Origin of the sequence: Limnohabitans sp. (assembly GCF_031539175.1) — a bacterium.
In the GTDB taxonomy this organism is placed as follows: domain Bacteria; phylum Pseudomonadota; class Gammaproteobacteria; order Burkholderiales; family Burkholderiaceae_C; genus Limnohabitans.
In genome coordinates this window covers 1-25,804 of record NZ_JAVKLQ010000032.1, presented here as the reverse complement: position 1 = coordinate 25,804, position 25,804 = coordinate 1, and the positions used below count along the sequence as shown (strand labels likewise).

Here is a 25,804-nt window from a genome sequence, read left to right as displayed (position 1 = left end):
GGATGAAATAATCACCCCCATGAACAGCAAAAGCCCCACCTTTCGTATCGCACCCTCCATTTTGTCGGCCGACTTTGCCCGCTTGGGCGAAGAGGTCAAAAACGTCATTGACGCTGGCGCTGACTGGATTCACTTTGATGTGATGGACAACCATTACGTGCCCAACTTGACGTTCGGGCCCATGATTTGCCAAGCCCTGAAACCCCACGCCAAAACCGCAGCGGGTGTGGCCGTGCCGATCGATGTGCATTTGATGATTTCGCCCGTGGACGCCTTGGCCGCTTCGTTTGCCGATGCCGGTGCGGACCTCATCAGCTTTCACCCCGATGCCAGCGCCCATGTGCACCGCAGCGTACAAGCCATCAAGAGCAAAGGCGTGAAGGCGGGTTTGGTGTTCAATCCTGCCGAATCGTTGGATGTGTTGAACTGGACCATTGATGAAATTGATCTGATTTTGATCATGAGCGTTAACCCAGGATTTGGTGGCCAAAGCTTCATCGACTCTGCACTGCGCAAAGTGGAGCACGCCCGCAAACTGATCGAAGCCAGCGGCCGCGACATTCGCTTGGAAGTGGACGGCGGCATCAAGCCTGACAACATCCGTCAAGTGGCCGATGCAGGCGCCGACACGTTTGTGGCCGGCAGCGCGATTTTTGGCAAACCTGACTACAAGGCGGTGATTGACCAAATGCGGGTGGCGTTAGCTTAACGCGTCGCGCAGAACACGCCATCGTCAGCCACCATTTTCTATCGCGTCTTTTTTGAACATGACTGATTCACCCACACCCAAGACCTCGCTGCTCGCGCGAGCGAAGACGTGGGCACGCAGCATCAAGCGCGACGTGGTGACGGTGTACTTTGCTGCGCGCGACCCCCAAGCGCCTTGGGGTGCGCGCTTGTTGGCTGCGCTGGTGGCGGCTTATGCGCTCAGCCCGATTGATTTGATTCCCGACTTCATCCCCGTCTTGGGTTACTTGGATGACCTGCTCATCGTGCCCTTGGGCCTGTTGCTGGTCATGCGTTTGATGCCCCGCGAGGTGCTGGCCAATGCGCGCATCCAAGCCGATGCCATGCTGGCGAGGCCGCGCAGCCTGTGGGCGGCTGCATGCTTTGTGGCGATCTGGATCGCCCTCGGGTTTTACCTAGCCAGTTGGGTGCTGTGAGCGGGATTTATTCCCTACTTTTTCTGAGGCGAACAGTCTAAATTCAACGGCATGTTGGGAAGGTTTTTACCTTTCGCTATTTGGCTTTTGAGGTTCAGTCTGTTCGTATGGCAAAGCTACCCCTGTCGTTTATTTCGGTTGTCCTGATGGCTGCAGGCTGGATGCCGCCTGCTTTCTCGGCAGATCAATTGACCCCTTTGCAAATGCCCACGGTTGAAGTGGTGGGCGCCACGCCCTTAGGGGGCGTGGGGGTGCCACTGTCTCAGTTTCCCGCCAATGCACAAACACTCACGGCGAAGGATGCGAACGAGCAAGGCGTGACCAACCTCGCTGACTTGTTGAACAACAACCTCGGCCCTGTGAGCGTGAGCAATGGCGTTGGCAATGGCTACCAAAACGACGTCAACTACCGCGGCTTTCAAGCCTCGTCGTTGTTGGGCGCGCCTGTGGGTTTGTCGGTTTACTTCGATGGCATTCGGATGAACGAGCCTTTCGGCTCGGTGGTGAACTGGGACCTGATCCCGATGAACGCGATGTCTCGCGTGAGCGTGTTGCCGGGCTCCAACCCCATGTTTGGTTTGAACACGCTCGGGGGGGCTTTGGTGATCGATACGAAAAACGGCAAAGACAGCCCCGGCGCATCGATCGGCATTTTGAGCGGTTCATTCGGCCGACAGCGCGTGAACTTTGACAATGGCTGGGTCGACCGCGAGCACGACACCGATTACTTCTTTGCAGGTAACGTGGATCAACAGAATGGGTTTCGTGACCATTCAGGTTCAGACGTCAAACAGTTGTTTGGCAAAGCCCGCTGGCGAGGCAATGGTGGCAATACGCGCTTGGAACTCTCGGGCGCCTTGGCCGATACGACGTTGCGCGGGACCCAAGCCCTGCCCATGGACATGATGGACAACAGACGTGCGGCCTACACGTGGCCAGACAGCACGGCAAACCGGATGGCGCTTCTTCAATTGAAGGGCACCCATGTGCTGGACGACCACCAACACTTGGCGGGAAATATTTTTTTCCGCAAAGGCCATTCCAACAACGTCAACAGCAATGTGAATTTGGACGATGGGTGCTTCAACGCCGATGGCTCTTTGGTCATGGCCGGCAGCGCCCCCAAATGCGCCAACAAAGCACCCAATGGCACAGCAGTTAATTCCGTTTCCAATGCCAATGCCTTGGCGTACGGTTATGGCCGCTGGACCAGCGTCATCAATTCGAGCCTTGTGAGTTCAACGACGCAGCAAGAGACGGTGGGTACGTCTTTGCAATGGGCCAACTTTGATCACTGGCTTGGCCGCCAAAATGCCTTCACGCTTGGCGGTTCATTTGATCAGTCCAAGGTCACGTATGCGCAGAGCACCACATTAGCGAAGTTGGTCAATTACCAAGTGCTCGCGACACCCAATCAAAATTACGGCTTCACCCCCAATGGCTTGGCACCATCGGCCAGCAACCTCCCCAGCTTCAATGGCGGCAATGTGTTGGGTGCGGTTAATTTAGATTCCAAGACGACCAATCTGAGTGTGTACTTCACAGACACGATGGCATGGAGCGACCAGCTCAGCATCACGGCATCGGGCAGCGTGAACCAAACCACGATTGATCAGACGGGCGCTAATCAGCAATATTTGAATGAGGATGGCGGTTACAACTGGACCGCGTTGGATGGCACGTCGTACTACAACCCTGCCTATCTCGGGTCGTACAAGTCTGCCAATGCGGGGACTGGTGTGTCCGCCGTCACGGCGCTGGTGGGCGGCATCGCGGGGCCACAAACGAATAGCCTGAACGGGCAGCATCAATACCGGCGCTTTAATCCAGCGCTCGGCTTCAACTACAACTTTGACAATGAGCGTGGGATTTTTGGGGGTTATAGCGAATCGATGCGCGCCCCCACTTCCATCGAACTGTCTTGTGCTGATCCCAACAGTCCTTGTGCGTTGCCGACGGGTTTCAATGGGGATCCCGATCTCAAGGCGGTGGTGGCGAGAACCATCGAGTTGGGTGGTCGAGGCAAACTGAGTCGCAGCACCTCTTGGAATGCCGCCGTGTTCAATTCACGCCTGAGCAATGACATCCAATTCATTGCGTCGTCTGCCGCCCTGGGCTATTTTTCCAATGTCGGCAATACCGAGCGGCGTGGTTTTGAATGGGGCACCCACACCAAACTGGATAAATGGTCTCTGTCCGCTCACTACGGTTATGTGGATGCGACTTACAAATCAGCCTTCACGACAGCCGCTGGGCAAGACGTGACGTCGGGCAAGAAAATTCCAGGCATCGCCAGCCAAACCCTCAAGTTGCGGCCCACTTACGCCGCGAGCCCCGATTTGTTATTCGGTGCGAATGTGATCGTTGTAGGCAGTCAATATGCACATGGGAATGAAAGCAACAACGACCCGGATGGCAAGGTGGCAGGCTACAGCTTGTTCAACGTTGATGCGCACTACGCCTTGAGCAAAGATGTGCGGGTGTCGGCCCAGATCAACAATGTGTTGAACAAGGCGTATTCGACCTACGGCTTGGCTGGCATGACCAGCGTTTACACCTTGGTCACGCAGCAGTTCAACACGCCTGCGCCACCGCGTGGCATTTGGGTGAGCTTGACGTACAAATTAGGTCGTTAATTAGGGCGTCCGCAAGACCTTCGCTGCATCAAAGCGTGGGAGCAGCAATCAACTGGTGACGTTGAGCCAGATGGACCAAGGCGGCTGTGTTGCTGACCGCGAGTTTTTCTTTGATTTGAGTTTGGTTGTTTGCCACTGTTTTCAAACTCAAATTCAGCAACTGCGCACATTCTGTGTGAGAACGGCCCATGGCCAGTAAGCGCCAAATTTCAAGCTCACGCAAGCTCAGCTGAGCGATGCGTTCGGCTTCTTCGTTGGGGCGACTTTGCATCAATTGGGGTGATAAATCTTCACTCAGATAGCGTTGTCCAGCGAAGGCAGCACGCACCGCGTGACACAGATTTTCGGGGGGCGAAGTTTTGGTCACAAAGCCCATGGCGCCGCCTTCCAACGCTGCACGAACCACACTGTCACTGTCATACATGCTGCACAGCAGGACCTTTGCTTGCGCGTCGCGCTGTTTGATTTTTCGCAACAACTCCAAACCACCGGCACCCCCCATCGCCATGTCAGACACGGTCACATCGGGGGCGTGGTCTATAAACGCAGCGTAGCCTTCCTCGGTCGAGGCTGCGTTGGCGACGACCACCATGTCGCCGTCTTGCATCAGCAATCTCGCGTAGCCATCGCGCACGATGGGGTGATCATCGACCAAGAGCACGCGAATCATGGGTGTGCATCTTTCATCGGAATATGAACGTCGATGCGCAAGCCTGGCTGGGCATCGGCCCAGTCGATACGCCCCTGCAGACTGGCGACTCGTTCTCGCATGCCCATCAAGCCCAAGCCGTGTGTGTCGTCTGCTGCACGGGTCATGCCGATGCCGTCGTCCTCGACGCACAGGTGCAGGGTGTCGGTGAGGCGTTGCAAGTGGATGTGCACTTGCGAGGCTTGGGCATGTTTGGCGATGTTGGTGAGGGCTTCTTGCGTCACGCGGTACAGGCTTGTCGAGGTGTAATCGTCTAGCGTGTCGGACACGCTTTGTATCTTGAGTTGGCATGGAATGCCGCACTGCGTTTGCCAAGTTCGGCACAGTTCATGGAGTGCGCTCTCCAGTCCCATGCTGTCGAGTTGTGGTGGACGCAAGCGTTTGAGCATGTCGCGCGTCAAACTGTGCATGCGTTGTGACGTGGTGCTGATGCGATGGGCGGCCAACACCACAGCGTCGGGCTGTGTGAAGGCGGCTTTGGCAATATAGCTGCCCTCAATGCGCAACGCCGTGCAAGCTTGCCCCACTTCGTCATGCAGCTCACGCGCTAAAAGGCGACGCTCGTCTTCTTGCGCGTTGAAAAGGCGCTGCGTCAAATCGCGGTTGTGTGCCAGCAGCGTGGTGACTTGCGCTTGTGCGACCTCACGTTCGTGCAGTTCACGTTGGGTGTCGGCCACGCGTCGAAAAGCAAACCACACCAAGCCCAATGACAAGACCACAAGCGTGAGTGGCAATTCGTCGAGTTGCCAAGACTCATGACGCTTGAGCCAAGGCAGCAGCAGCTCGGACAACTCCAAGTGAAAGGCAATGCTGGCGAAGCACACCACCACCGCGATCACACCCAAGGCGTCACGCCAAGTGCGTGCGGCGGTCTGGTGTTGGTGTGCGGGCATGTCAGACGTTCAGTGTGTGTCGGCTTCGATAGGTGCTCGGGTGCGTTGCGGCAGCATGCGTGAGACCACGCCATCGCGCCGAACGCCATGCCATACGGCTGCCAAGATGTGCACCGCAATGGCAGCCATGAAGACGTAGCTTGCCCCCGTGTGAATGGTGCCGAAGAGTGTTTTGAGTTCAGCCGATGCTTCCCACAAACGGGGCAAAGCCAGATCAAAAAACTTGATTGGATATTTTGTGAAACTCGAACCCAAAAAACCGCTCAAGGGCATCACGACCATACAGGCATAAAGCGTGGCGTGGTTCAGGCGTGCCGCTTGAATTTGCCAACGTGGTGTGGTGTCAGGCAGCGGGGGACTCGCATGTGTCAAACGCCAAAGCACGCGCAACACAATCAGCAAGCCCAGCACCATGCCGATGGACTTGTGCCAGTTGAACCAGCCCGCGCGCAAGCCGGGCGGCGTTTTGGGCACGCTGTCCATCCACACGCCTAAGCCCAATTGGTACATCAAGCCGATCGCCAACACCGCATGCAGCACGATGGCGACAGTGGTGTATCGGCCAGGTGTTGGTATGGCGGTGGTGAGGTCTTCGGGGGCTGTGGCAGTCATAAGTAGTTCGATGTGGACAGGTTAGTTGGCCGCAGCGCCCCATGGCAAACGACCCACGGGAATATTCTTGAGGGGTTTGAAGGTGGCCACATCGATGACGCTCAATGCGTGGCTACGGCCTGCGGCCACGTAGACTTTTCCGCCATCGGCGCTGATGGCCATATTCCAAGGGCGTTGCCCTACGGCTGCTTTGGCGATCACGGTGAAGCTTTGGGTGTCGATCACGGCCACGTCGGCATCGCCACCATTGCTGGCAAACAGCCATTTTCCATTGGGGTGCATCACCACACCGTTGGTGCGTGCGCCGACTTGCAACGTGCCCTTGACCTTGAGTTGCTGCATGTCAATGGCCACCAGCAAACTGTCGGTTTCGACGGCGACATAGGCCGTGTTGCCATCGGTGCTGAAGGCGATGCCGCGCGGGCGATTGCCTACACGAATGCTGGCAATTTGCTGTCGCGTGGTGAGGTCCAGCACATCCACCTGGTCTGCCTCTTCTGCCGAGACCAACATGCGTTTGCCATCAGGACTGAACACCGCGTGCTCTGGATTTTTGCCGTGCACGGGAATGCTGAACTCCAACTTCCAGCGTGCCGTCGACACAAAACTCACACTGTTGCTGCCCTCGTTGGCCACGGCGATCCATTGACCATCGGGTGAGCAATACACGGCTTCAGGCGAGTCGCCTAATGTCAGTGTTTGCGTGGTGGCGAGTGTGCGTGTGTCGATCGCTTGCAGTTGCGAACCTTGTTGGTTGCTCACATACAAGTGCGCGTCGTTTTTGCACAACGCAATGCCACGTGGCTTGCCCCCAGTTTTGATGTTGCCCACCACCTCATCTGTTTTGCTGTCTACAACGGAAATATCACCACTGCCTTCGTTGGTCACAAAGACTTGGTTGGCGGCAAAGGCGGGCAGGCTGGTCATGCCGATGAGGCACAGGCTGAGAAAGAAGTGATGGCGCTTCATAGACGGTTTAAAGTGGAATTTGACTGGTCAGGCCCACCACCCAGTTGCGGGGGAGGCCAGGTTCGAAGTATTGCTTGGACGCTTGGTTCACGATCACGGAGCTCACCGTTGATTGGTTGGTCAAGTTGTCGATGCCCAAAAAGGCTTCCACCCGTGCGGCACCCACTTGGTAGCGCTGGCGAACCCGGGCGTTGAAGACGCTGTAGCCTGGCGCTAAGCCATCTACCGCAGAGTTGGTGTCACTGGCCCACATGCTAGAGCGGTTGATCCAGTCGATGCCAAATTCAGTGCCGAGCGCGGGTTTTTGACCTGCCGCGCTGAATCCTTTTTCAGACCATTGCAGCGATGCGAAGAGCTGTTGTTTGGGAATGGCGGGAAGGCTGTTGCCCGCAGCGACAGGGACGCTGGCACCGCTGATCACGCTACTGAATGCTTGGTCGTAGGTGGCGTTCATCACCGTGCCTGAAACTTGGCTGCGCCAATGGCTGCTGTGTTGGTGACGCAGTGACAGCTCGAAGCCATCACGCACGGTTTTGGATGCGTTTGTGAACGCAGTTTGGCCAAATGATGAGCGGGCCGTGACGATCTCATCGTCGGTCTTGATTTGGAACCACGCCGCATCAATTCGCGTGGCTGACGTGGGTTGCCATTTGGTTCCCAGCTCCAAATGTTTGCTGCGTGAGGCCAGCAGGTTGGGGTTGAATTGCCCTTTGATGGTGGTGGGCGCCGTCAGTGTGTAGGCAGCCTCAGCCAGTGTGGGGGTTTCGAAGCCTTTGCCTTGGTTGAGGTAAATGTTCAAGTTGTCACTGGCATGCCAAGTCAGACCTAGGACGGGGCTGGTGGCTTTGTAGGTCACGCTGCCTGAGCCGTCGGGATCGGTCACTGTGACGGGCATGTTGTCGCTGCTTTTCAGTGTGACGGTGCTTTGGCGTGCCCCTGTGGTCAGGGTCCAGCGTTCGCCCAAGGACCAATTGGCTTGCGCAAAGAAGTCTCGGTTGCTGGCTTCGTTCAGTTCATTGCGTGTGACGGGCGTGGCTGTTTTTTCACCAGCCGCCGTCGCACCTGCTTGACGTTGTTCTTGTGCATGATCCTGGTCATAGCCGACCACCCAGGTCATGCGTTGGCCATCAAATACCTGTGCCTTGCCATTGGCTTGCAGGCCTAAACCTTCGAAGCGACGCTCCAAGCCTGTCCAAGCGCTGGTGGCTTGGTATTGCAAATTGCTGCGTGTGCCACCGTAGACGCGCGCTTGCAACCGCAAGTCGCTGTTGACGCTGTGCTCCAGCACCGCGCCCACTTGCTCTTGCTTGACGGTTTTGCGTGTGCCAGTCGCGAGTGCACTGGTTCCCGCTTGTGCAGGGTTGGCGGCCAGTTGGGCAGAGGTCAATCCCAATGCGTCTTTGGCGTAAGGCATGTCAAACACATTCACGATCAGTTTGATGCGTGTGTCAGGTTGTGCATCGACGGTGATGACGCTGTTGAGTTGTTGGCGGCGTGCATCGCTGTTTTGACGGTAACCATCGATGGCAAATGTGCTGTAGTCAGCCACTAGGCCGACGTTGCCTGAACGCTGGCTGATCTGCCAGTCCGTGCGCGTCATGCCGTATGAGCCTGCGTACAAACTGACCTGTGCTTCAGGTGTGGCGCCCGCTTCACGCGTGAAGGTCTGAATCACGCCACCTGATGCGTTTCCGTACAGCTGCGCCAAAGGTCCGGTGAGGACTTCAACCCGATCTGCGGAAGTCATGCTGACGGTGGACGCTTGACCCTGCCCATCTGGCATAGACGCGGGAATGCCATCGGTGATCAAACGGATGCCGCGTAAGCCAAAGGCGGCGCGCGAGCCAAAACCGCGGATCGATATTTGCACGTCTTGGGCGTAATTGTTGCGGTTGAGGGCCACCACGCCGGGCGCACGATTCAGCACATCGGAGATATTGACTTGTGGACCTGAATTGCGAATGGTGTCTGCATCGATCGCAAAAACTGACGCAGGTGCATCAAATTGCTTTTGCTCTAAACGCCCACTTTGCACCATCACATCAGCTAGTGCGGTCGTTGCACTTTGGGCATGCAATGCGGCGCTGGGGAAAACCCCAAGACACAAACTTGCCACAAGTTTGAGCGTATGACGAATTTCAAGATTTTGATGTTTTTGTGTTTTCTTCATGGTGTCTTCCGTGGTCTAGATGCGATGTTTTGTTCATGTGGCGCAATGAATAAAAGCAAAAGCTGTTCCATGCGTGAGCGTCTTTGAAAGGTGGCATTTTTCGTGCTTGATGTCATGCATTCGATCGTATTTGAACCGATCGATGCCTGGAGTTTTGTCATCTTATGAGTCTTCATCTGTGTCGCCTAATCGGGCGAGTCACCTTGGTTATGGCGAGTTTGTTGTGGGCATGTGCGCAGGCCGGTGTCATGACCCGTGAGCGCATGGTGCAGGCTTTTCCCGCGCCGTTGGTGGTGGGCGAAAAAGAGCGCGATTTACCGGTGTGGCCGATCTTCAAACAAGACCTGACGTCGACCACGATTGCAGCGTACGCCTTTGAGTCGCAAGACTTCGTGGCCATTCCTGGTTTTTCTGGCACACCGTTCAATTTGTTGATCGCGCTCGATCCCAATGGGCAGTTCATGGATGTACGCGTTTTGTCCCATCACGAGCCCGTGTTTTTGGATGGATTGGGTGAGAAGCCGCTGTTGACCTTTGTCGAGCAGTACAAAGATTTGTCACTCAAACAAAGCATCAAAATTGGTACCGGCCAAAGCAAAGGCGGCAAAGATGGCAGCGCCAATGTCTACATCGATGGCGTGGCCAAAGCCACGGCGTCGGTGCGAATTCTGAACCAAACCTTGTTGGCCGCTTCGCTGAAAGTCGCGCGAGCCAAGTTGGGTTACGGCGAAGGACGTGACCCCGATTTGATCGGACGCATCCGGCCCGATGTTTTCAAGATCATGGATTGGAACGCCTTGCTCAAAGCAGGCTTGGTGCATCGCACGACGCTGAAAAACAAAGAGGTAGAAAAAGCATTTGCAGGCACCGCCGGTGAAGGTTTGGATGCCGAGGTGACGCGTGCCCCTGATGATGTGTACGTCGATTTGTACGCGGCACATTTGAATGTGCCCGCCGTTGGGAAAAACTTATTGAGTCCCGAGAAGTGGGACTATTTGCAGCAACGCTTAGACCCAGGCGATCACGCATTGTTGGTGATGGCGGTAGGGCGACCTGCCTTGATGTCTGATGACTTTGTACGTGGCACCGTGCCCGATGGGTTCACGCTCAATCAACAAAAGCTGCCCATCGAAATCCGTGATTTGGATTTGGATGCGGTCTTGAAGGTGCCGGCCAATTTACAGGGTGCGCAGTGGATGGTGGTGCGTGTGATTGCCCCTGCAGGTTTAGACCCCGCGATGCCTTTGGATTTTCAGCTCAATGTCACGCGCATCAAAGGCATGGTGTACCCAGAACGTGTACGGCAAAGCTTTGCGTTTGGTGGTCAGTTGCCGAGCGACTATGTGACGCAGGCCAGTTCGGATCAAAAGACCTGGCATTCGATTTGGACCGACCGGTGGGTCGAGCTGGCGGTGCTGGTGTGTGGTTTGGCGGTGTTGGTGTGGGCCTTGCGTGAGCCGACGTGGCTGATGCACCACCCCGCGCGCATGTTCAAGTTCCGCATGGCGTATTTGGTGTTCACGCTGTGCTTCATTGGGTGGTATGCGCAAGGGCAGTTGTCCATCGTCAACCTCACGGCGGTGGTGCAAGCGGTGCTGGCGGGGCGTAGTTTGGACTTCTTCATGTACGACCCGATGACGGTCTTGCTGTGGGCGTTTGTCGTGGTGACGTTTTTCGTTTGGGGGCGTGGTACTTTTTGCGGTTGGTTGTGTCCGTTTGGGGCTTTGCAAGAGTTGGTGAGTCAAGTCACGCGGCGCTTGGGGTTGTCGTGGATTCGCGTGCCGCAGGTGTGGGACCAGCGTTTGAAAAAGGTGAAGTACGTGGTGCTTGCGGCCTTACTGGTGAGCGCCTGTGTGTCGGTGGCTTGGACGGACCGATTGGTGGAGGTGGAGCCGTTTAAGACCAGCATCACGCTGAACTTTGTGCGCGCGTGGCCGTTCGTCTTGTGGGCGGTAGCCTTGGTGCTGGTGAGCTCGTTTTTTTACAAAGGTTATTGCCGTTACCTGTGTCCGCTGGGTGCGGGCATGGGCGTGTTGGGCAAGCTGCGACGTTTCGATTGGATTGCAAGGCGCAGCGAATGCGGCCAGCCGTGCCAGCGCTGTCGCAACGATTGCGCGTACCAAGCCATCGACAAGCAGGGCAAGGTGGACTATGACGAGTGTTTCCAGTGCACCGATTGCATGGTGATTTACGAAAGCGACAGCTTGTGTGTGCCACTCATCTTGGCGCAGCGTGAAGGTGCCAATGCGCGGGTGATTCCAATCAACGTCGCGGCAGTTGGACCGTCGAAGGAGATGACATCATGAAGCGCAGAGCATGGATGAAAACGGGTTTGGGGCTAGGCTTGTTGCCATTTGTATCTGAGGCAACTGCCCGTTTGCAGTGGCGCAACATCACCTTCACGGGCTTGGGCACGGTGCTGTCTATTCGGGCGGCGCATCAGGATTTGGGTGTGCTCGAGCAGGCGTTGCAACAGGCGAAACAAGTGATTGCGCGCGTCGAAGATCAGATGAGTTTGTTTCGCCCCGACAGTGCCATTCGACAACTCAATCGCGAGGGCATATTGCGCACGCCTGCGCCTGATTTGTTGCATGTGCTTCAACGCAGCCAGCAAATTTCTGCACAAAGCCAAGGTGCGTTTGATATCACGGTGCAGCCACTTTGGCGTGTCTTTGAGCAAGCCAAAGCGCATGGCGCTTTGCCTGATGCACGCGAGGTTGCGGCGGCGACCCAACACGTGGGGTGGCAGCGCTTGGCGGTGGATGCACGCGAAGTTCGATTTTTAACTCCGGGCATGGGCATCACCCTCAATGGCATTGCGCAGGGGTATGCCGCCGATCGGGTGCGAGAGACGTTGAAACAGGCGGGTATCGCGCATGCCTTGATCAACACTGGGGAGTGGTCGTCGCTGGGCCAGTCGGCGCACGCGGCCGATTGGTCGCTGGGTGTGGCCGACCCTCGTCAGGACCATGCCCTGTTAGGACGTTTGTCTTTGCAGGGGCGATGTGTGGCTACGTCGGCCGATGCGTTGTGTGCGTTCAGCGAGGACCGACGGCATCATCATATTTTTGATCCGCATACGGGCTACTCACCCACCGATCTGGCCAGCGTCACGGTGGCGGCTTCGAATTGTTTGCAGGCGGATGCGTTGACGAAGGTGTTGTTTGTCGCGGGCTTTGAAAAAGCCTTGGCCTTGGCCAAGGCTTGGCGTGTGGATGCTTTGGTGGTGCACAAGTCCGGTCGTTGGAAGGCCTCGGAGGGGCTGCGGTGGCATTCTGCATGAGGTGTGCCTTGTGACACGTGAAGTGTTCCAAATTTGAACAGTGTGACAGTGCGCGACACCATGGGCGACGTCTCGTTTCAACATGTCTAAGGCAAACGCGGCACTTCTCGGATTTTTTCTACTTTGAGGCCGTCAGGTCGGTTTGTGTTTTGGCATGTGTATTGCTAACCACAACGCACGGGTTCGCGTGATGTGCAACGCGCGGCTCGCTTAAGAACATTCGACACACCGTCGATTGCCAAATCATCCGTTAAAAATACAGGAGACCTGCTGTGAAAAGAAAACTATTGAGCCTGCTTGTCATGCTCGCCACGGCGCACGTATCAGCCCAAGTGACCGATGCCATGATTGCCAAAGACGCGACAGACACGGATTCCGTGTTGAGTTGGGGCATGGGCACACAAGGTCAGCGCTATTCGACCTTGACCACCATCAATACCAAAAACGTGAGCAAATTGGCCCCGGTGTGGTCCATGTCTTTCGGTGGCGAAAAGCAGCGCGGCCAAGAATCTCAGCCGTTGGTCTACAAAGGCAAGATGTTTGTCACGGCCTCTTACTCGCGTATCTTTGCGGTGGACGTGAAGACGGGTGAAAAGCTTTGGAAATATGAACACCGCCTGCCCGAAGGCATCATGCCCTGTTGCGACGTGGTCAACCGCGGTGCTGCCCTTTATGACAATTTGGTGATCTTCGGCACGCTCGATGCGCAGCTCGTGGCCCTCGATCAGAACACCGGCAAAGTGGTGTGGCGCGAAAAGATCGACGACTACGCGGCAGGTTACAGCTACACCGCAGCACCGCTGATCGCCGAAGGTTTGTTGCTGACCGGTGTGTCCGGCGGTGAATTCGGTGTTGTTGGCCGTGTCGAAGCGCGCGACCCCAAGACGGGCAAACTGGTTTGGACGCGCCCCACCGTTGAAGGCCACATGGGCTACAAAGATGGCAAAGAAAACGGCATCAGTGGCACCACCAATGCCACATGGCCGGGTGAAACTTGGAAAACCGGTGGTGCTTCCACTTGGTTGGGCGGCTCTTATGACGCCTCTACCGGTTTGGCCTATTTCGGTACGGGCAACCCCGGTCCATGGAACAGCCATGTGCGTAAGGGCGATAACTTGTACTCATCGTCTACGGTGGCGATTGATGTCAAGACCGGCAAGATCGCTTGGAGCTACCAGAACACCCCGAACGATGCTTGGGACTTTGACGGCGTGAACGAATTTGTCACCTTTGACATGGATGGCAAACGCATGGGCGGCAAGGCCGACCGCAACGGCTTCTTCTATGTGAACGATGCCAAGACCGGCAAACTGGTCAACGCCTTCCCCTTCGTGAAGAAAACAACATGGGCCAGCAGCATTGACCTGAACACCGGCCGTCCTGTGTTTGACCCTGCCAACCGCCCTGGCGATCCAACCGCCAGCGCCGATGGCAAGAAAGGCGCTTCTGTGTTTGCGGCACCCGGTTTCTTGGGTGGCAAAAACCAAATGCCAATGGCCTACAGCCCCAAGACCCAGTTGTTCTATGTGCCCACCAACGAATGGGGCATGGAAATCTGGAACGAGCCCATCAGCTTCAAAAAGGGCGCGGCTTATTTAGGCGCTGGTTTCACCATCAAGCCTTTGTTTGACGACCACATCGGCTCACTCCGTGCGATCGACCCCAAAACGGGCAAGGTGGCTTGGGAAGTTAAAAACAGCGCGCCTTTGTGGGGTGGTGTTTTGACGACAGCTGGCGACTTGGTGTTCTGGGGCACGCCAGAGGGTTACCTCAAAGCGGCCGATGCGAAAACAGGTAAAGTCCTCTGGCAGTTCCAAACGGGTTCTGGCGTTGTGGCGCCTCCCATCACTTGGAACGATGGCGCTGATCAGTACGTGAGCGTGGTGTCGGGTTGGGGCGGTGCTGTGCCTTTGTGGGGCGGCGAAGTAGCGAAGAAAGTCAACTTCCTCGAGCAGGGTGGTTCCGTGTGGACTTTCAAACTGCCCAAGTAAACCTCGATTAACTTGAACATAAAAAGGGGTTTCTGAAGGACGAGAGTCCGACGGAGCCCCTTTTTCAATGACACACACATGATGAAAAAAATCACACTATCTTTGATGATCGTTTGGGCTTGCGGTCAAGCCGCCTTGGCTGCGCCGAGCTTGAGTGCCAAAGAGTCGGCAGCCGCCGTCGAGTTGGCCAAGAGCAATGGCTGTTTAAGCTGCCATGCGATGGATGAAAAAATTGTTGGTCCAGCCTATTCAAAAATTGCGGCCAAATACAGCGACGACAAAGACGCCGCAGCATCGTTGGCCCAATCTATTCGCAATGGCTCGCAGGGCAAGTGGGGGCGCATTCCTATGCCTGCACATGGCAGCATCAGCAACGACGATTTGAATTTGTTGGCGCGCTGGGTGCTCACGGTGAAATAAACCCGACCTACCCTTTCAGCGTTGCTGGCCTCTTTGATTTATCCCCAAACGTCGCTTGGAAGCTGCGCTTTTTTACGGTAGATCGTGTTGCGCGAGACGCCTAAGATTTTGGCTGCGACCGACACATTGCCCTTTGCTGTTCTCAAGGCTTGTGCCATGGTGTCGATGGCGACGTTTTCTAAAACCAACGAAGGGGTGGGTGATGGCGTTGCCACGGAGCATGGTGCTGACCACGCGTTGGCATGCGGCAGCGTTTGATGCGACTTGATGTGCGTGTGCTGTGCTTCTTTGATTTCATCTAAAAAGTCATCGGGCAAATGCTCAAGGCCAATGTCGTGCGCGCACTCCGCCATCACGACTGCTGTGCGAAGCAAGTTGAACATTTGTCGGAAATTGCCGGGCCATGCATAGGTACGAAAGATAGACATCACTTCGGGTGAGAGGCCAATTGGCTGACTGGCTGAGCAAACGCTGTTGAGTATTTTGCGCGTCACCACCTCCAAGTCTTGACGGTCTCGCAATGCAGGAAGTTTCACCACAAGGCCGTTCAGCCGGTAGTACAAGTCTTCGCGAAATGTGCCTTGCGCGATCATTTCTTTCAGGTTTTTATTGGTGGCGCAAACCACCGCGACATCGACATCGACCTCGCGCCCAGAGCCCAGAGGGCTGACCTTGCGTTCTTGCAGCACGCGCAACAAACGGGCTTGCAAGTGCAGTGGCATGTCGCCAATTTCATCTAGAAACAGTGTGCCGCCATTGGCGAACAAAATCTTGCCCGTTGATCCTTTGCGTTTGGCGCCTGTGAACGCCCCTTCTTCGTAGCCAAACAGTTCTGACTCAATCAAACTTTCGGGAATGGAGGCGCAGTTCACGGAGACGAAGTTTTTGTGCGCCCTGGCGGAGTCGTTGTGAATGGCCTGAGCCAGCAAGTCTTTGCCGGTGCCGGTTTCGCCCAAGATCATGACTGGAATATCGCGGCCTTGAATGATGCGCAATTTGTGGATCACGGACGCAATTTGGGGATCCCCTGTGTCGAGGTATCGCAAGCTCGAGAGAGGGGCTTTGTCGATCGACGGTTTTTCACGTGCAGGCGGTGGTGCCGTAGGGGCCGATTGGGGCTCAGCGAAGTTCATGGCATTGAAGGCGGACGGAAATTGCAGGTCGCTCTTGCAGCAAACATTGACGCCGTTGCTGAGGCTCAGGCTGAATGCTTGGCCGCGCGCTTCGCGCACGCGATCGAGAAACTGTGACACCGCCACGTTGAACAGCGACGAAAAAGTGTGTGCTTTGAGTGCGTTGACCGATAGTCCGAATTGAAATTGGGCGCTGCGATTGGCCGACAAAAACCGACCGTCCGTGGAGAAGACCGCGATGCCTTCCATCAATGTGCCGAGAAACTCAGAGCGCGCATGAAAGTGGACCCGTACCTCCGTGGGAAACACGTCGGCAAACATATGGTTTTCAATCATTTGTGCAGACATGCGCGCCAAAGCCATGGTGTGTTGGTGGTAGCTGCGGTGGTCGCCAGTGACATCGAGCGCGCCGATGACTGCCCCATGCGGGTCAAAGATAGGGGTGCATGAGCATGTTAAAAACTGGTTCGCTTTCAAGTAATGCTGATCGCCGTGGACAACGATGGGCTGGCCTTCTGTCAATGCTGTGCCAATGGCATTGGTGCCTTTGCAGCGTTCGGACCATTCCGCGCCTGGCGCCAAGGCAACTTGCGCCGCCTTTTCTAAAAAATCGAGGTCGCCAAGGGAGTGCAAGATCGTGCCGCTGCGCGCGGTCAAGATCACCATGCTGTGTGTGTTGGCGATTTGCTCGTACAGCGTCTCCATCACAGGGGCGGCATGCTGGAACAAAAAATGGTTGTCCTCGCGCAGTTGTTCCAGAGCGCCTAAATTCAGAGGCGTGTAGTCGGGAAGGTCGACGGTGTTGAGTCCGTAATCGCGTGAGCGTTCTTTGGACGACGCGATGATGGCTGCATGTTCAGGGCTATTGAAGGCGGCACCTTGAACGTAGGCTTTGAGTGCGCCCAGCGGCAATGCGGCAGTTGAGTTGAGCATGCAGTCTCCGTGACATCGTTCGTTTTTGTAATACTCTTCAGTATGAAGATTTTGCGGACTTGCTTGTCTAACCCACTCAGTTGTTTCCCTAGCTTTTTGTGACGAAACAACGCACAGGTGTTCCAAATTGAGACAAATTGCACAACCACCTCATGGCTTGATCTTTGCTAGACAGAGATAACTCTTGCTCCAACACCGTTTCTATAAAGGTTGTGCTTGTCATGTCTCTCGTTGCTACTTCTCTTCTTCGCCGCTTGCTCGGCGTTTCGTTGGCACTCATGTTGGGGGCTGTGTCGTCACAGGCGTTGGCGCATGGCGACGTGGTGCCGCAGTCGGTGGACACCAGCACCTTGCCGCAATTGGGTCCTAAGTGGCAGGAATCCAATCCATTCTCAACTGGCCCCGCCAGCAAAGAGGCGTTGCGTATTGGTACATCGGCGTACAACCAAAACTGCGCACGTTGCCATGGCCTAGAGGCTATTTCGGGTGGCGTGTCTCCCGATTTGCGCAAACTCGACCGCGATTGCAACGATTTGGCCGATGCTGCCAAGAAGAATGCGTGCTTCAAAGAAATGGATGAATACTTTGTCGCCACGGTGCGACGTGGACGCACCCGCGATGGCCGTGTGTATATGCCGCCGTTTGAGGGGGTGTTGACCCAAGAAGCCATGTGGTCCATCAAAACTTACCTTGAAACCCGACGCGAGCCTTGAGCCGATGAGCGACTTTATGAAGGAGAGATGCATGCCCGTTTCTAGCGCTTTGCGCCACACTGTTTCTCGACGTCAGGCGATGGGGCTTGCTGCTTTGTTATGGGGCGCCTCTGCGTGGTCGCAAGAACCGAGCGCGATGGAAAAAATCAAAGCGCGCGGCACGCTGAAGGTCGCAGTCTACAAAGACAACGGTCCTTACTCGGATGGCCCCGCAAACGATCTGCACGGTTTAGACATCACGCTGGCCCAGGCCTTGGCGCGTCAGTTGAATCTCAAGTTGTCTTTGCTGCCATTTGATGCTGGCGAAAACATGAATGATGATTTGCGCAACATGGTTTGGAAGGGGCACTACCTAGGTTACGGTCCTGCGGATGTGATGATGCATGTGCCTGTGGATCGGTATTTGATGAGTGAAAACAAGCAGACCTTGATTTTTGGAGCTTATGTACGCGAGCATTTGGTGGTGTTGCACGACCCTTCCAAAATTGCCTCGGTCTACAACCCCGAGGACTTGGTGGGCAAGACCTTGTCTGCCGAACAAGGCAGTGGTGCCGCCAGTGCCTTGATGGGCTATCGCGGTGGGTTGCTGCGCACGCAAGTGTCGATTTTCAAAGACGGCATAGAGGCCGCCAAGCGGGTGTTGTCGGGGCAGATGGATGCCGCGTTTGTCAGCCGTGCGCAGGCCGAGGCTGCGATTTTTGCGGCAGGAGAGAAAAACAAATGGGCGCTGTCTAGCTTGACTTTGCCTGGCGTGATGCCCAATGGCTGGCCGCTTGGTATGGCTGTCAAAGCCGACAACACCGCGCTGGCTACTGCGTTAGACCAAGCATTGGGTGCATTGCGCGAGAACGGTGAGTTGACCAAGATTTTTCAAGCGCACGGATTGACCTTGGCGGCGCCTTGAGGGACGGCGTGTCTTGAGATCACCGCTGGCAGCGGTCAGTCGATGTCCACATTCATGCCGACCTTCACGATCCATTTGTCCACGCTGCCACCTGCGGGGTGCAAAGGGCGACCCAAGCCCAATTGGAGTCGGTGCGACTGCAGCTTCTCGTCCCAAACGGCGTAAAGGGCTTCGTCTCGAAGATGCCGTGCCAGCGGGGCTGAGGCGGCCCCCCAATTGCTGAAGTATTCAAACCCCAATTGGCGTCGGGGATTGATCATCTTAGAAATTTTGGCCGCGGGTTGAAACTGCGCTTGTGTGCTCTCACCACTGAGTGGTATTTCCAACGACGGGTTGACGGTGACATGCCATGTGAACCATCGGAAACCCAAGATGGGATTGATGCCGATGCTGTTGCCCCCTTGGCTGTCATAAGGCGTGGATGTGTACCCGACATCTGCGCGCACGCCCCAGTAAAAGCCCACATCGGGCGCGTGCGGTGCCACGTATTGCACCTCTGTTTTCAGCCCCTCAAGTTTGCGCTGTCCCTGCACTTGCGACATTGGCAACTCTAGACCGATCGTCCAGCCATTGCCAAGTCCGTAGCCGTATTCCACCAGCAGCTGCGTGACATGGCCGTTGGGGCCTGTCGCCGAAGATTTGGGTTTGGCGATGCTGGCAATCAGTTCAATTTCAGCGTCATCTTTTTTCGGAATGTCATCAGCGTAGACCCGCAATTCATAAGACGCACCGAAGGCGACGGTTGCAACCGTGGCAGCCAGTGCCGCGAGAAGCGGCTGTAGCGCGTGAAGGGGCGTCTTGATGCGCATGGGCGTGGTGCAATCAGAGGAGCGTTGTGTAGATAGCATGTATTTTCAACGCAATCGCTAGGGGCGATAAACTCAAAACCATGAAGACCCATTTCTCACACTTGCAGTCCGCCATCATCGATTTAGACGGCACCATGGTCGATACCTTGGGCGATTTCGAAGTGGCGCTGAACCGCACGCTCGCAGATTTGGATCTGCCGCAGATTCAGCGTGAGTTGGTGTCGCGCACTGTAGGCAAAGGGTCGGAGCATTTGATCCGTTCGGTGCTGACGCACCAATTGGCTTTACCCGAGGTGGCGTCCTCCGGGCTGATGTGCGCAAGTCGCACCTTAGATGATTTGTATGAATTGGCGTGGCCCCGCTACCAACACCATTATTTGGCCATCAACGGTGAGTTTGCGCAGGTCTATCCCTGTGTGGCAGAGGGGCTGCAGCAGTTGCGCAGCGCGGGGCTGACGCTCGCGTGTCTGACAAACAAACCTTTGTCGTTTGCCAAACCCTTGTTGGCGGCCAAAGGTCTAGACAGGTATTTTTCGCATGTCTTCGGTGGCGACAGTTTTGAACGTAAAAAACCAGACCCGCTGCCACTCATTCGCACCTGCGACATCTTGGGCACGGAACCGGCGCGCACCTTGATGGTGGGCGATTCCAGCAACGACGCCCAAGCCGCCCGTGCCGCTGGTTGCCCTGTGGTGTTGGTCCGTTACGGCTACAACCATGGTGAACCCGTGGATGCGGTGGATGCTGACGCGCATGTCGACGTGTTGACCCAAATTCAGGGTGCCTTGACCTTGTCTTGCTGAGCCTTTGTTAAACTGATCTTTATGTTCATTCATCGCAGCACTGTCACAGGTTGTCACGACCGGGGAGCTTGGCCCTGGCGTACGCCTTTGTTCACGCTCGTTTAACGCACGCGACTCAAGCCGTGCCCCGCGTTGATGCATGGTTTTGCATCAGCACCTGTCCGAATGAACGCCCCATCTACACGGGGCAGAGCTGTGGAGGCTCACAATGACCGAAATCGAATTCAAAACATTGGCCCAACAAGGCTACAACCGTATTCCGTTGGTGGCGCAAGCGTTTGCCGACCTCGAAACTCCTTTGTCGCTTTATTTGAAGCTGGCGCATGTCCAAAACGATGGCAAACACAGCTTTTTGCTGGAATCTGTGGTGGGTGGCGAGCGTTTTGGGCGTTACAGCTTCATTGGGTTGCCTGCACGCACCTTGTTGCGCGCCAGTGGCTTTGGTGCTGCGGCGAAGACCGAGGTGGTCACCGATGGCGTCGTGATCGAGACTGCTTCGGGTAATCCGCTGGATTTTGTGGCGGCTTACCAAAAGCGTTTCAAGGTGGCGTTGCTGGACGGCATGCCCCGTTTTTGCGGCGGACTGGCGGGCTATTTTGGCTATGACACCGTGCGTCACATTGAAAAGAAATTGGCCCACTCGTGCCCGCCCGATGACTTGGGTATGCCAGACATTTTGTTGTTGCAAACCGAAGAGTTGGCGGTCATTGACAACCTGTCGGGCAAGCTCTCACTCATCGTGTACGCCGATCCAGCGCAGCCCGATGCTTACCCACAAGCGCAAGCGCGCTTGGCAGAACTCAAGCAGCGCTTGAAAGCGCCCGCACAAGCGCCGTCGATTGCGCCTTGCGCCAGTCACCCCGCCGAGCGCAGCTTTGCCAAAGACGATTATTTGGCGGCGGTTTTGCGTGCCAAAGATTTGATTGCTGCTGGCGACTTCATGCAGGTGCAAGTGGGCCAGCGCATTCACAAGAAGTTCACAGCCAGCCCATTGTCGTTGTACCGCGCCTTGCGTTCGCTGAACCCCAGCCCGTACATGTATTACTACAACCTCGGCGACGCCCATGTGGTGGGCGCTTCCCCCGAGATCTTGGTGCGCCAAGAGTCCACGCCTGAAGGCCAAAAAGTCACCATCCGTCCATTGGCAGGCACGCGACCACGCGGTGCCACGCCTGAGGCTGATAAGGCGGCAGAGGTTGAGTTGATCAACGACCCCAAAGAGCGTGCCGAGCACGTGATGTTGATTGACTTGGCGCGCAACGACATTGGGCGGATTGCCAAAATTGGCAGCGTCAAAGTGACCGAGGCTTTTGTGGTCGAGCGTTACAGCCATGTGATGCACATCGTGAGCAACGTGGAAGGTTTGTTGCTTGACGGCGCAGATGGTCAGCCACTCACCAGCATGGATGTGCTCAAGGCCACGTTCCCTGCGGGCACACTGACAGGTGCGCCGAAGGTCCATGCGATGGAGTTGATCGATCAACTCGAGCCTACCAAGCGCGGTTTGTACGGCGGTGCTTGCGGTTACTTGAGCTTTGCGGGCGACATGGATGTGGCGATTGCCATTCGCACGGGCATCATCAAAAACGACACCTTGTATGTGCAAGCTGCCGCGGGTGTGGTGGCCGATTCTGTGCCCGAGTTGGAGTGGAGAGAGACGGAGCACAAAGCGCGTGCGCTGCTGCGTGCCAGCGAGTTGGTGGAAGAAGGCTTGGAGTAAACATCATGAAAAAAATCAAACTTCTCATGGTCGACAACTACGACAGCTTTACTTTCAACATCGTTCAATATTTTGGGGCGCTGGGGGCCGAGGTTGAGGTCTTTCGCAACGACGAAATCACACTGGAAGGCATTGCCGCGCGCAAGCCAGATCGTTTGGTGATTTCCCCCGGTCCATGCTCACCCGCTGAGGCGGGTATTTCGGTGGCGGCTATTCAGCACTTTGCTGGCAAGTTGCCTATTTTGGGGGTGTGTTTGGGGCATCAGAGCATTGGTGCCGCTTTTGGCGGAAAGATCATTCGCGCACAAGCGCTGATGCATGGCAAAACCAGCGTCATCACAACGACGCAAGAAGGCGTGTTTGCCGGTTTGCCCGAGAAATTCACGGTCAACCGTTACCACTCCTTGGCCATTGAACGCAGCAGCTGCCCGTCGTGTTTGAAGCCAACGGCGTGGACGGATGACGGCGAAATCATGGGCGTGCGGCACACGGAGCTCGACATTCAAGGGGTGCAGTTTCACCCTGAATCCATCCTCACGGAGCACGGTCACGCGATGCTCAAGAACTTTTTGTAAAGGCGCACCATGACGGCCATGCATGCAATTACCCCCCAAGAAGCGCTGCAACGCGTGATCGAGCATCGTGAGATTTTTCACGACGAAATGCTGCACATCATGCGGCTCATCATGGCGGGCGAAATGTCGCCGGTGTTGATGTCGGCGTTCATCACCGCTTTGCGCGTGAAGAAGGAAACGATTGGCGAGATCACCGCGGCCGCGCAAGTGATGCGTGAGTTTTCGACCAAAGTGGAGGTGGCCGATCGGCGTCACTTGGTGGACATCGTCGGCACGGGCGGCGATGGCTCGCACACGTTCAATATTTCGACGTGTTCCATGTTTGTGGCTGCGGCCGCTGGCGCGAAGGTCAGCAAGCATGGCAGTCGCAGTGTGAGCAGCAAAAGCGGCAGCGCTGATGTGCTGGAGAGCTTGGGCGTCAATATCAACCTCACGCCTGCACAAATTGCACAGTGCATTGCGCAGGTCGGCATTGGCTTCATGTTTGCGCCCAACCATCACCCTGCCATGAAAAATGTGGCGCCGGTTCGTAAAGAGTTGGGCGTGCGCACCATCTTCAACATTTTGGGGCCACTCACCAACCCCGCAGGCGCACCCAATATCTTGATGGGTGTGTTTCACCCTGACTTGGTGGGTATTCAAGTGCGTGCGTTGGAGCGCTTGGGCGCTGAGCACGCAGTCGTCGTTTATGGCCGTGACGGCTTGGACGAGGTGTCGTTGGGGGCCTCGACGTTGGTGGGCGAGCTCAAAGACGGCAAAGTGCGCGAATACGAAATTCACCCTGAAGACTTCGGTTTTGCGATGAGCAGCAACCGTGCGTTGCGTGTAGAAACGCCTGAGCAATCGCGCACCATGTTGCTGGGGGTGTTGGACAACCAAGCCGGTCCTGCCCGGGACATCGTGCTGCTCAATGCAGGCGTGGCTTTGTATGCGGCCAATGTGGCAGACAGCATCGAGGTGGGCATTGCGCTTGCGCGTGAGGTGTTGGCTTTGGGGGCGGCCAAAGCCAAGCTCGATCAGTTGGTGACTGCTGCGCATGCCCTGACTGTTTAAAGCCCGAGCGATGTGGAATAACCTAGAGGCTTGGATTGCCATCGGTGTCTCTGCGTGCTTTGTGTGCGTTGGCGTGGCGATGCACCGCGTGTTTGTGAATGTTTTAAAAAATCAGTCGCCCGAGGGCGAAAAGAAAGCCAAGCATGAGTGACATCTTGAAAAAAATCGTCGACGTCAAACACCAAGAGGTGGCTGCGGCGCTCAAACGCAAATCATTGCAAGCCATGCGCGCGGATGCCGAAAGCCGCGTCTTGACCCGTGACTTTGTGGGCGCGTTGCGTGCCAAGGTCGCTGCGGGTTTGCCGGCGGTGATTGCAGAAATCAAAAAAGCCAGCCCTTCTAAAGGCGTGATTCGCGAAGACTTCATCCCCGCCGATATTGCGCAAAGCTACGCCGAACATGGTGCTGCTTGCTTGTCGGTATTGACGGACAAAGACTTCTTTCAAGGCAGTGTGGACTATTTGAAGCAAGCGCGTGCTTCATGCGATTTGCCTGTGTTGCGCAAAGACTTCATGGTCGACCCCTATCAAGTCTATGAGTCGCGCGTGATGGGGGCTGACTGCATTTTGCTGATCGCGGCTTGTTTGGATGACGCGCAAATGGCGGAGTTTGAGGCGATTGCGCGCAGTTTGGACATGGCGGTTTTGGTCGAAGTCCACGATGCCATTGAGTTGCAACGTGCCTTGAAGTTAAAAACGCCACTGATCGGCATCAACAATCGGAATTTGCGCACGTTTGACGTTTCGTTAGACACCACGCTTGGCATGTTGACAGATGTGCCCGCTGATCGATTGTTGGTGACCGAGAGCGGCATCGTGCAGCGCAGCGATGTGCAAACCATGCGTGACGCGAATGTGCACGCATTTTTGGTGGGTGAGGCGTTCATGCGCGCGCCAGATCCAGGGGCTGCGCTGGCGCAATTGTTTGCTGCTTGAGTGCTTGAGCGGCGGGAATGACGCGGGATTTGTTTGGCGATGAGATGGCGGCAGGTGCGGCCTCTTCGTTGGCGCCGCATTTGAAAGCATGGTCCCCAGAGGCGTGGCAGGTCCATGAGGATTGGCGGCCGATATTGGATGCTTTTTGGCGCAGTCCTGAAGGCCAGTCTTTGGCGACTTTTGTGCGCGGGCGATTGGCTGCTGGCGCCATTGTTTACCCAGAACACCCACTTCGGGCTTTGTTGCTCACGCCATTGTCGAGCGTGCGCGTGGTGATTCTTGGGCAAGACCCTTATCACGGACCTTATCAAGCGCAAGGCTTGTCGTTTTCCGTGGCGCCGGGCGTCAAGATACCGCCTTCACTGCGCAATATTTTCAAAGAATTGCAGAGAGATTTGGGGTTGCCCTTGCCGCAAAGTGGCTCTCTCGAAGCGTGGGCCAAGCGTGGCGTGTTGTTGCTCAATACCTGCTTGACGGTTGAGCAAGGCCTGCCAGCGAGTCATGCCAAGAGAGGCTGGGAGAGTTTGACGGATGCATTGCTTACACAGGTGGCGCGCACGTCGCCCGCGTGTGTTTATATGTTGTGGGGTGCCCATGCGCAAGCGAAGGCGTCAATGATTGAGATGCAGACGCGGCAGGTTGTTTCTGATGTTGAGGGCGAGGTGTCGCCTCGTCGTGAGGCTTTGGTGCTGCAGGCGAATCACCCATCGCCGTTGTCTGCTTTGCGCCCGCCGCAGCCTTTCATGGGTTGCGGGCATTTTTCGACGGCGACAGCGTGGCTTGCTCAGCACCATCAAGAAATCTCTTGGGCTTTATGAGCAAAATTTATTCAGGATCGGCTCTGCGCTTCTAAACTCTGTTATAGTCTGAGGGTCGCCGGAGGGGTGCCCGAGTGGCTAAAGGGGGCAGACTGTAAATCTGTTGGCTTACGCCTACACTGGTTCGAATCCAGTCCCCTCCACCAGCGAAAACAACAAGCGTTGCCTAGGTGATCCTGCAGCTGCTAAAGCCAGTTTCTGGCTAGATGCGGGAGTAGTTCAATGGTAGAACCCTAGCCTTCCAAGCTAATGACGCGGGTTCGATTCCCGTCTCCCGCTCCAATTGTTGTTTTTGTTGGATTGATTGGCGGTCAGAGTTTTGCCCTTGTGGCTCAGTGGTAGAGCACTCCCTTGGTAAGGGAGAGGTCGCGGGTCCGATTCCCGCCAAGGGCACCAAATTTTTGTGATTGACTTATTTTTTTCGGAGTCGAAAAATGGCAAAAGGAAAATTTGAACGTACCAAGCCGCACGTGAACGTCGGCACGATTGGTCACGTTGACCACGGCAAAACAACCTTGACTGCAGCGATCACCACGATCCTGTCGGCCAAGTTTGGCGGCGA

23 protein-coding genes and 3 tRNA genes are annotated in these 25,804 nt (G+C 56.0%); 19 read left to right on the top strand and 7 right to left on the bottom strand.

What is annotated here, in order from left to right; genetic code table 11:
- Positions 1-19: 19 nt before the first annotated feature.
- The 3 genes from rpe to RMS95_RS05480 all read left to right on the top strand — a co-directional run bounded on the left by rpe (position 20) and on the right by RMS95_RS05480 (position 3,799).
- Positions 20-709, top strand: a complete 690-nt coding sequence (gene rpe / locus RMS95_RS05490; RefSeq protein ID WP_310644288.1) for a ribulose-phosphate 3-epimerase — start codon at positions 20-22, stop codon at positions 707-709.
- Between the two features lie 58 nt (positions 710-767).
- Positions 768-1,163, top strand: a complete 396-nt coding sequence (locus RMS95_RS05485; protein ID WP_310644286.1) for a DUF1232 domain-containing protein — start codon at positions 768-770, stop codon at positions 1,161-1,163.
- A gap of 107 nt (positions 1,164-1,270) precedes the next feature.
- Positions 1,271-3,799, top strand: coding sequence for a TonB-dependent receptor domain-containing protein (locus tag RMS95_RS05480; RefSeq protein ID WP_310644285.1), 2,529 nt, complete (start codon positions 1,271-1,273; stop codon positions 3,797-3,799).
- Positions 3,800-3,827: 28 nt separating this feature from the next.
- On the opposite strand, the gene RMS95_RS05475 is transcribed toward RMS95_RS05480, so the two are convergent.
- The 5 genes from RMS95_RS05475 to RMS95_RS05455 are packed head-to-tail and all read right to left on the bottom strand — an operon-like array spanning position 3,828 to position 9,152.
- Positions 3,828-4,469 carry a response regulator transcription factor gene (locus RMS95_RS05475; protein WP_310644283.1) on the bottom strand — a complete coding sequence of 214 codons (642 nt, stop codon included), beginning with the start codon at positions 4,467-4,469 and terminating at the stop codon, positions 3,828-3,830.
- Positions 4,466-5,401, bottom strand: coding sequence for an ATP-binding protein (locus RMS95_RS05470; protein ID WP_310644281.1), 936 nt, complete (start codon positions 5,399-5,401; stop codon positions 4,466-4,468). The genes RMS95_RS05475 and RMS95_RS05470 overlap by 4 nt, the downstream gene beginning before the upstream one ends.
- A gap of 9 nt (positions 5,402-5,410) precedes the next feature.
- On the bottom strand, positions 5,411-6,013 hold the full coding sequence (locus tag RMS95_RS05465) for a cytochrome b (RefSeq protein ID WP_310644279.1): 603 nt from the start codon (positions 6,011-6,013) through the stop codon (positions 5,411-5,413).
- A 21-nt stretch (positions 6,014-6,034) separates the two neighbouring features.
- Positions 6,035-6,982 (bottom strand): beta-propeller fold lactonase family protein, encoded by a 948-nt coding sequence (locus RMS95_RS05460; RefSeq protein WP_310644278.1) that lies wholly within the window; start codon positions 6,980-6,982, stop codon positions 6,035-6,037.
- Between the two features lie 7 nt (positions 6,983-6,989).
- Positions 6,990-9,152: a TonB-dependent receptor gene (locus RMS95_RS05455; protein WP_310644277.1), complete on the bottom strand. Its 2,163-nt coding sequence runs from the start codon at positions 9,150-9,152 to the stop codon at positions 6,990-6,992.
- Between the two features lie 209 nt (positions 9,153-9,361).
- Between RMS95_RS05455 and RMS95_RS05450 the strand changes: the two genes are divergently transcribed.
- The 4 genes from RMS95_RS05450 to RMS95_RS05435 all read left to right on the top strand — a co-directional run bounded on the left by RMS95_RS05450 (position 9,362) and on the right by RMS95_RS05435 (position 14,846).
- Positions 9,362-11,458, top strand: a complete 2,097-nt coding sequence (locus tag RMS95_RS05450) for a 4Fe-4S binding protein (RefSeq protein WP_310644275.1) — start codon at positions 9,362-9,364, stop codon at positions 11,456-11,458.
- Positions 11,455-12,435 carry an FAD:protein FMN transferase gene (locus RMS95_RS05445; protein WP_310644274.1) on the top strand — a complete coding sequence of 327 codons (981 nt, stop codon included), beginning with the start codon at positions 11,455-11,457 and terminating at the stop codon, positions 12,433-12,435. Before RMS95_RS05450 ends, RMS95_RS05445 begins: the two co-directional genes overlap by 4 nt.
- 302 nt (positions 12,436-12,737) lie before the next feature.
- Positions 12,738-14,426: a PQQ-dependent methanol/ethanol family dehydrogenase gene (locus RMS95_RS05440; protein ID WP_310644666.1), complete on the top strand. Its 1,689-nt coding sequence runs from the start codon at positions 12,738-12,740 to the stop codon at positions 14,424-14,426.
- A gap of 78 nt (positions 14,427-14,504) precedes the next feature.
- On the top strand, positions 14,505-14,846 hold the full coding sequence (locus tag RMS95_RS05435; RefSeq protein WP_310644273.1) for a c-type cytochrome: 342 nt from the start codon (positions 14,505-14,507) through the stop codon (positions 14,844-14,846).
- 38 nt (positions 14,847-14,884) lie between these two features.
- Here the strand turns inward: RMS95_RS05435 and RMS95_RS05430 are convergent, their stop codons facing one another.
- Positions 14,885-16,912, bottom strand: a complete 2,028-nt coding sequence (locus RMS95_RS05430) for a sigma-54-dependent Fis family transcriptional regulator (RefSeq protein WP_310644272.1) — start codon at positions 16,910-16,912, stop codon at positions 14,885-14,887.
- A 221-nt stretch (positions 16,913-17,133) separates the two neighbouring features.
- Here RMS95_RS05430 and pedF point away from each other — a divergent pair, with 221 nt between their 5' ends.
- On the top strand, positions 17,134-17,625 hold the full coding sequence (gene pedF / locus RMS95_RS05425) for a cytochrome c-550 PedF (protein WP_310644271.1): 492 nt from the start codon (positions 17,134-17,136) through the stop codon (positions 17,623-17,625).
- A 31-nt stretch (positions 17,626-17,656) separates the two neighbouring features.
- Positions 17,657-18,529 (top strand): transporter substrate-binding domain-containing protein, encoded by an 873-nt coding sequence (locus tag RMS95_RS05420; RefSeq protein WP_310644269.1) that lies wholly within the window; start codon positions 17,657-17,659, stop codon positions 18,527-18,529.
- A gap of 35 nt (positions 18,530-18,564) precedes the next feature.
- Here the strand turns inward: RMS95_RS05420 and RMS95_RS05415 are convergent, their stop codons facing one another.
- Positions 18,565-19,377 (bottom strand): hypothetical protein, encoded by an 813-nt coding sequence (locus RMS95_RS05415; RefSeq protein WP_310644267.1) that lies wholly within the window; start codon positions 19,375-19,377, stop codon positions 18,565-18,567.
- 41 nt (positions 19,378-19,418) lie between these two features.
- On the opposite strand from RMS95_RS05415, the gene gph reads away from it, so the two are divergent.
- The 10 genes from gph to RMS95_RS05365 form a co-directional block, all read left to right on the top strand.
- Positions 19,419-20,141 (top strand): phosphoglycolate phosphatase, encoded by a 723-nt coding sequence (gph, locus tag RMS95_RS05410; protein WP_310644265.1) that lies wholly within the window; start codon positions 19,419-19,421, stop codon positions 20,139-20,141.
- Positions 20,142-20,349: 208 nt separating this feature from the next.
- Positions 20,350-21,861 carry an anthranilate synthase component I gene (gene trpE, locus RMS95_RS05405; RefSeq protein WP_310644263.1) on the top strand — a complete coding sequence of 504 codons (1,512 nt, stop codon included), beginning with the start codon at positions 20,350-20,352 and terminating at the stop codon, positions 21,859-21,861.
- Positions 21,862-21,866: 5 nt separating this feature from the next.
- Complete coding sequence (locus RMS95_RS05400; protein ID WP_310644261.1) at positions 21,867-22,436, top strand: aminodeoxychorismate/anthranilate synthase component II; 570 nt, start codon at positions 21,867-21,869, stop codon at positions 22,434-22,436.
- A gap of 9 nt (positions 22,437-22,445) precedes the next feature.
- Positions 22,446-23,489 carry an anthranilate phosphoribosyltransferase gene (gene trpD / locus RMS95_RS05395; RefSeq protein WP_310644259.1) on the top strand — a complete coding sequence of 348 codons (1,044 nt, stop codon included), beginning with the start codon at positions 22,446-22,448 and terminating at the stop codon, positions 23,487-23,489.
- Between the two features lie 143 nt (positions 23,490-23,632).
- On the top strand, positions 23,633-24,424 hold the full coding sequence (gene trpC, locus RMS95_RS05390) for an indole-3-glycerol phosphate synthase TrpC (protein ID WP_310644257.1): 792 nt from the start codon (positions 23,633-23,635) through the stop codon (positions 24,422-24,424).
- A 44-nt stretch (positions 24,425-24,468) separates the two neighbouring features.
- Positions 24,469-25,242: a uracil-DNA glycosylase gene (locus RMS95_RS05385; protein ID WP_405023365.1), complete on the top strand. Its 774-nt coding sequence runs from the start codon at positions 24,469-24,471 to the stop codon at positions 25,240-25,242.
- 60 nt (positions 25,243-25,302) lie between these two features.
- Positions 25,303-25,388 (top strand) — tRNA-Tyr (locus RMS95_RS05380).
- Positions 25,389-25,450: 62 nt separating this feature from the next.
- A tRNA-Gly gene (locus RMS95_RS05375) sits at positions 25,451-25,524 on the top strand.
- Positions 25,525-25,563: 39 nt separating this feature from the next.
- Positions 25,564-25,638: transfer RNA gene (locus tag RMS95_RS05370), tRNA-Thr, on the top strand.
- A gap of 38 nt (positions 25,639-25,676) precedes the next feature.
- A partial coding sequence (locus RMS95_RS05365) for a GTP-binding protein (protein ID WP_310644664.1) occupies positions 25,677-25,804 on the top strand: 128 nt, incomplete at its 3' end.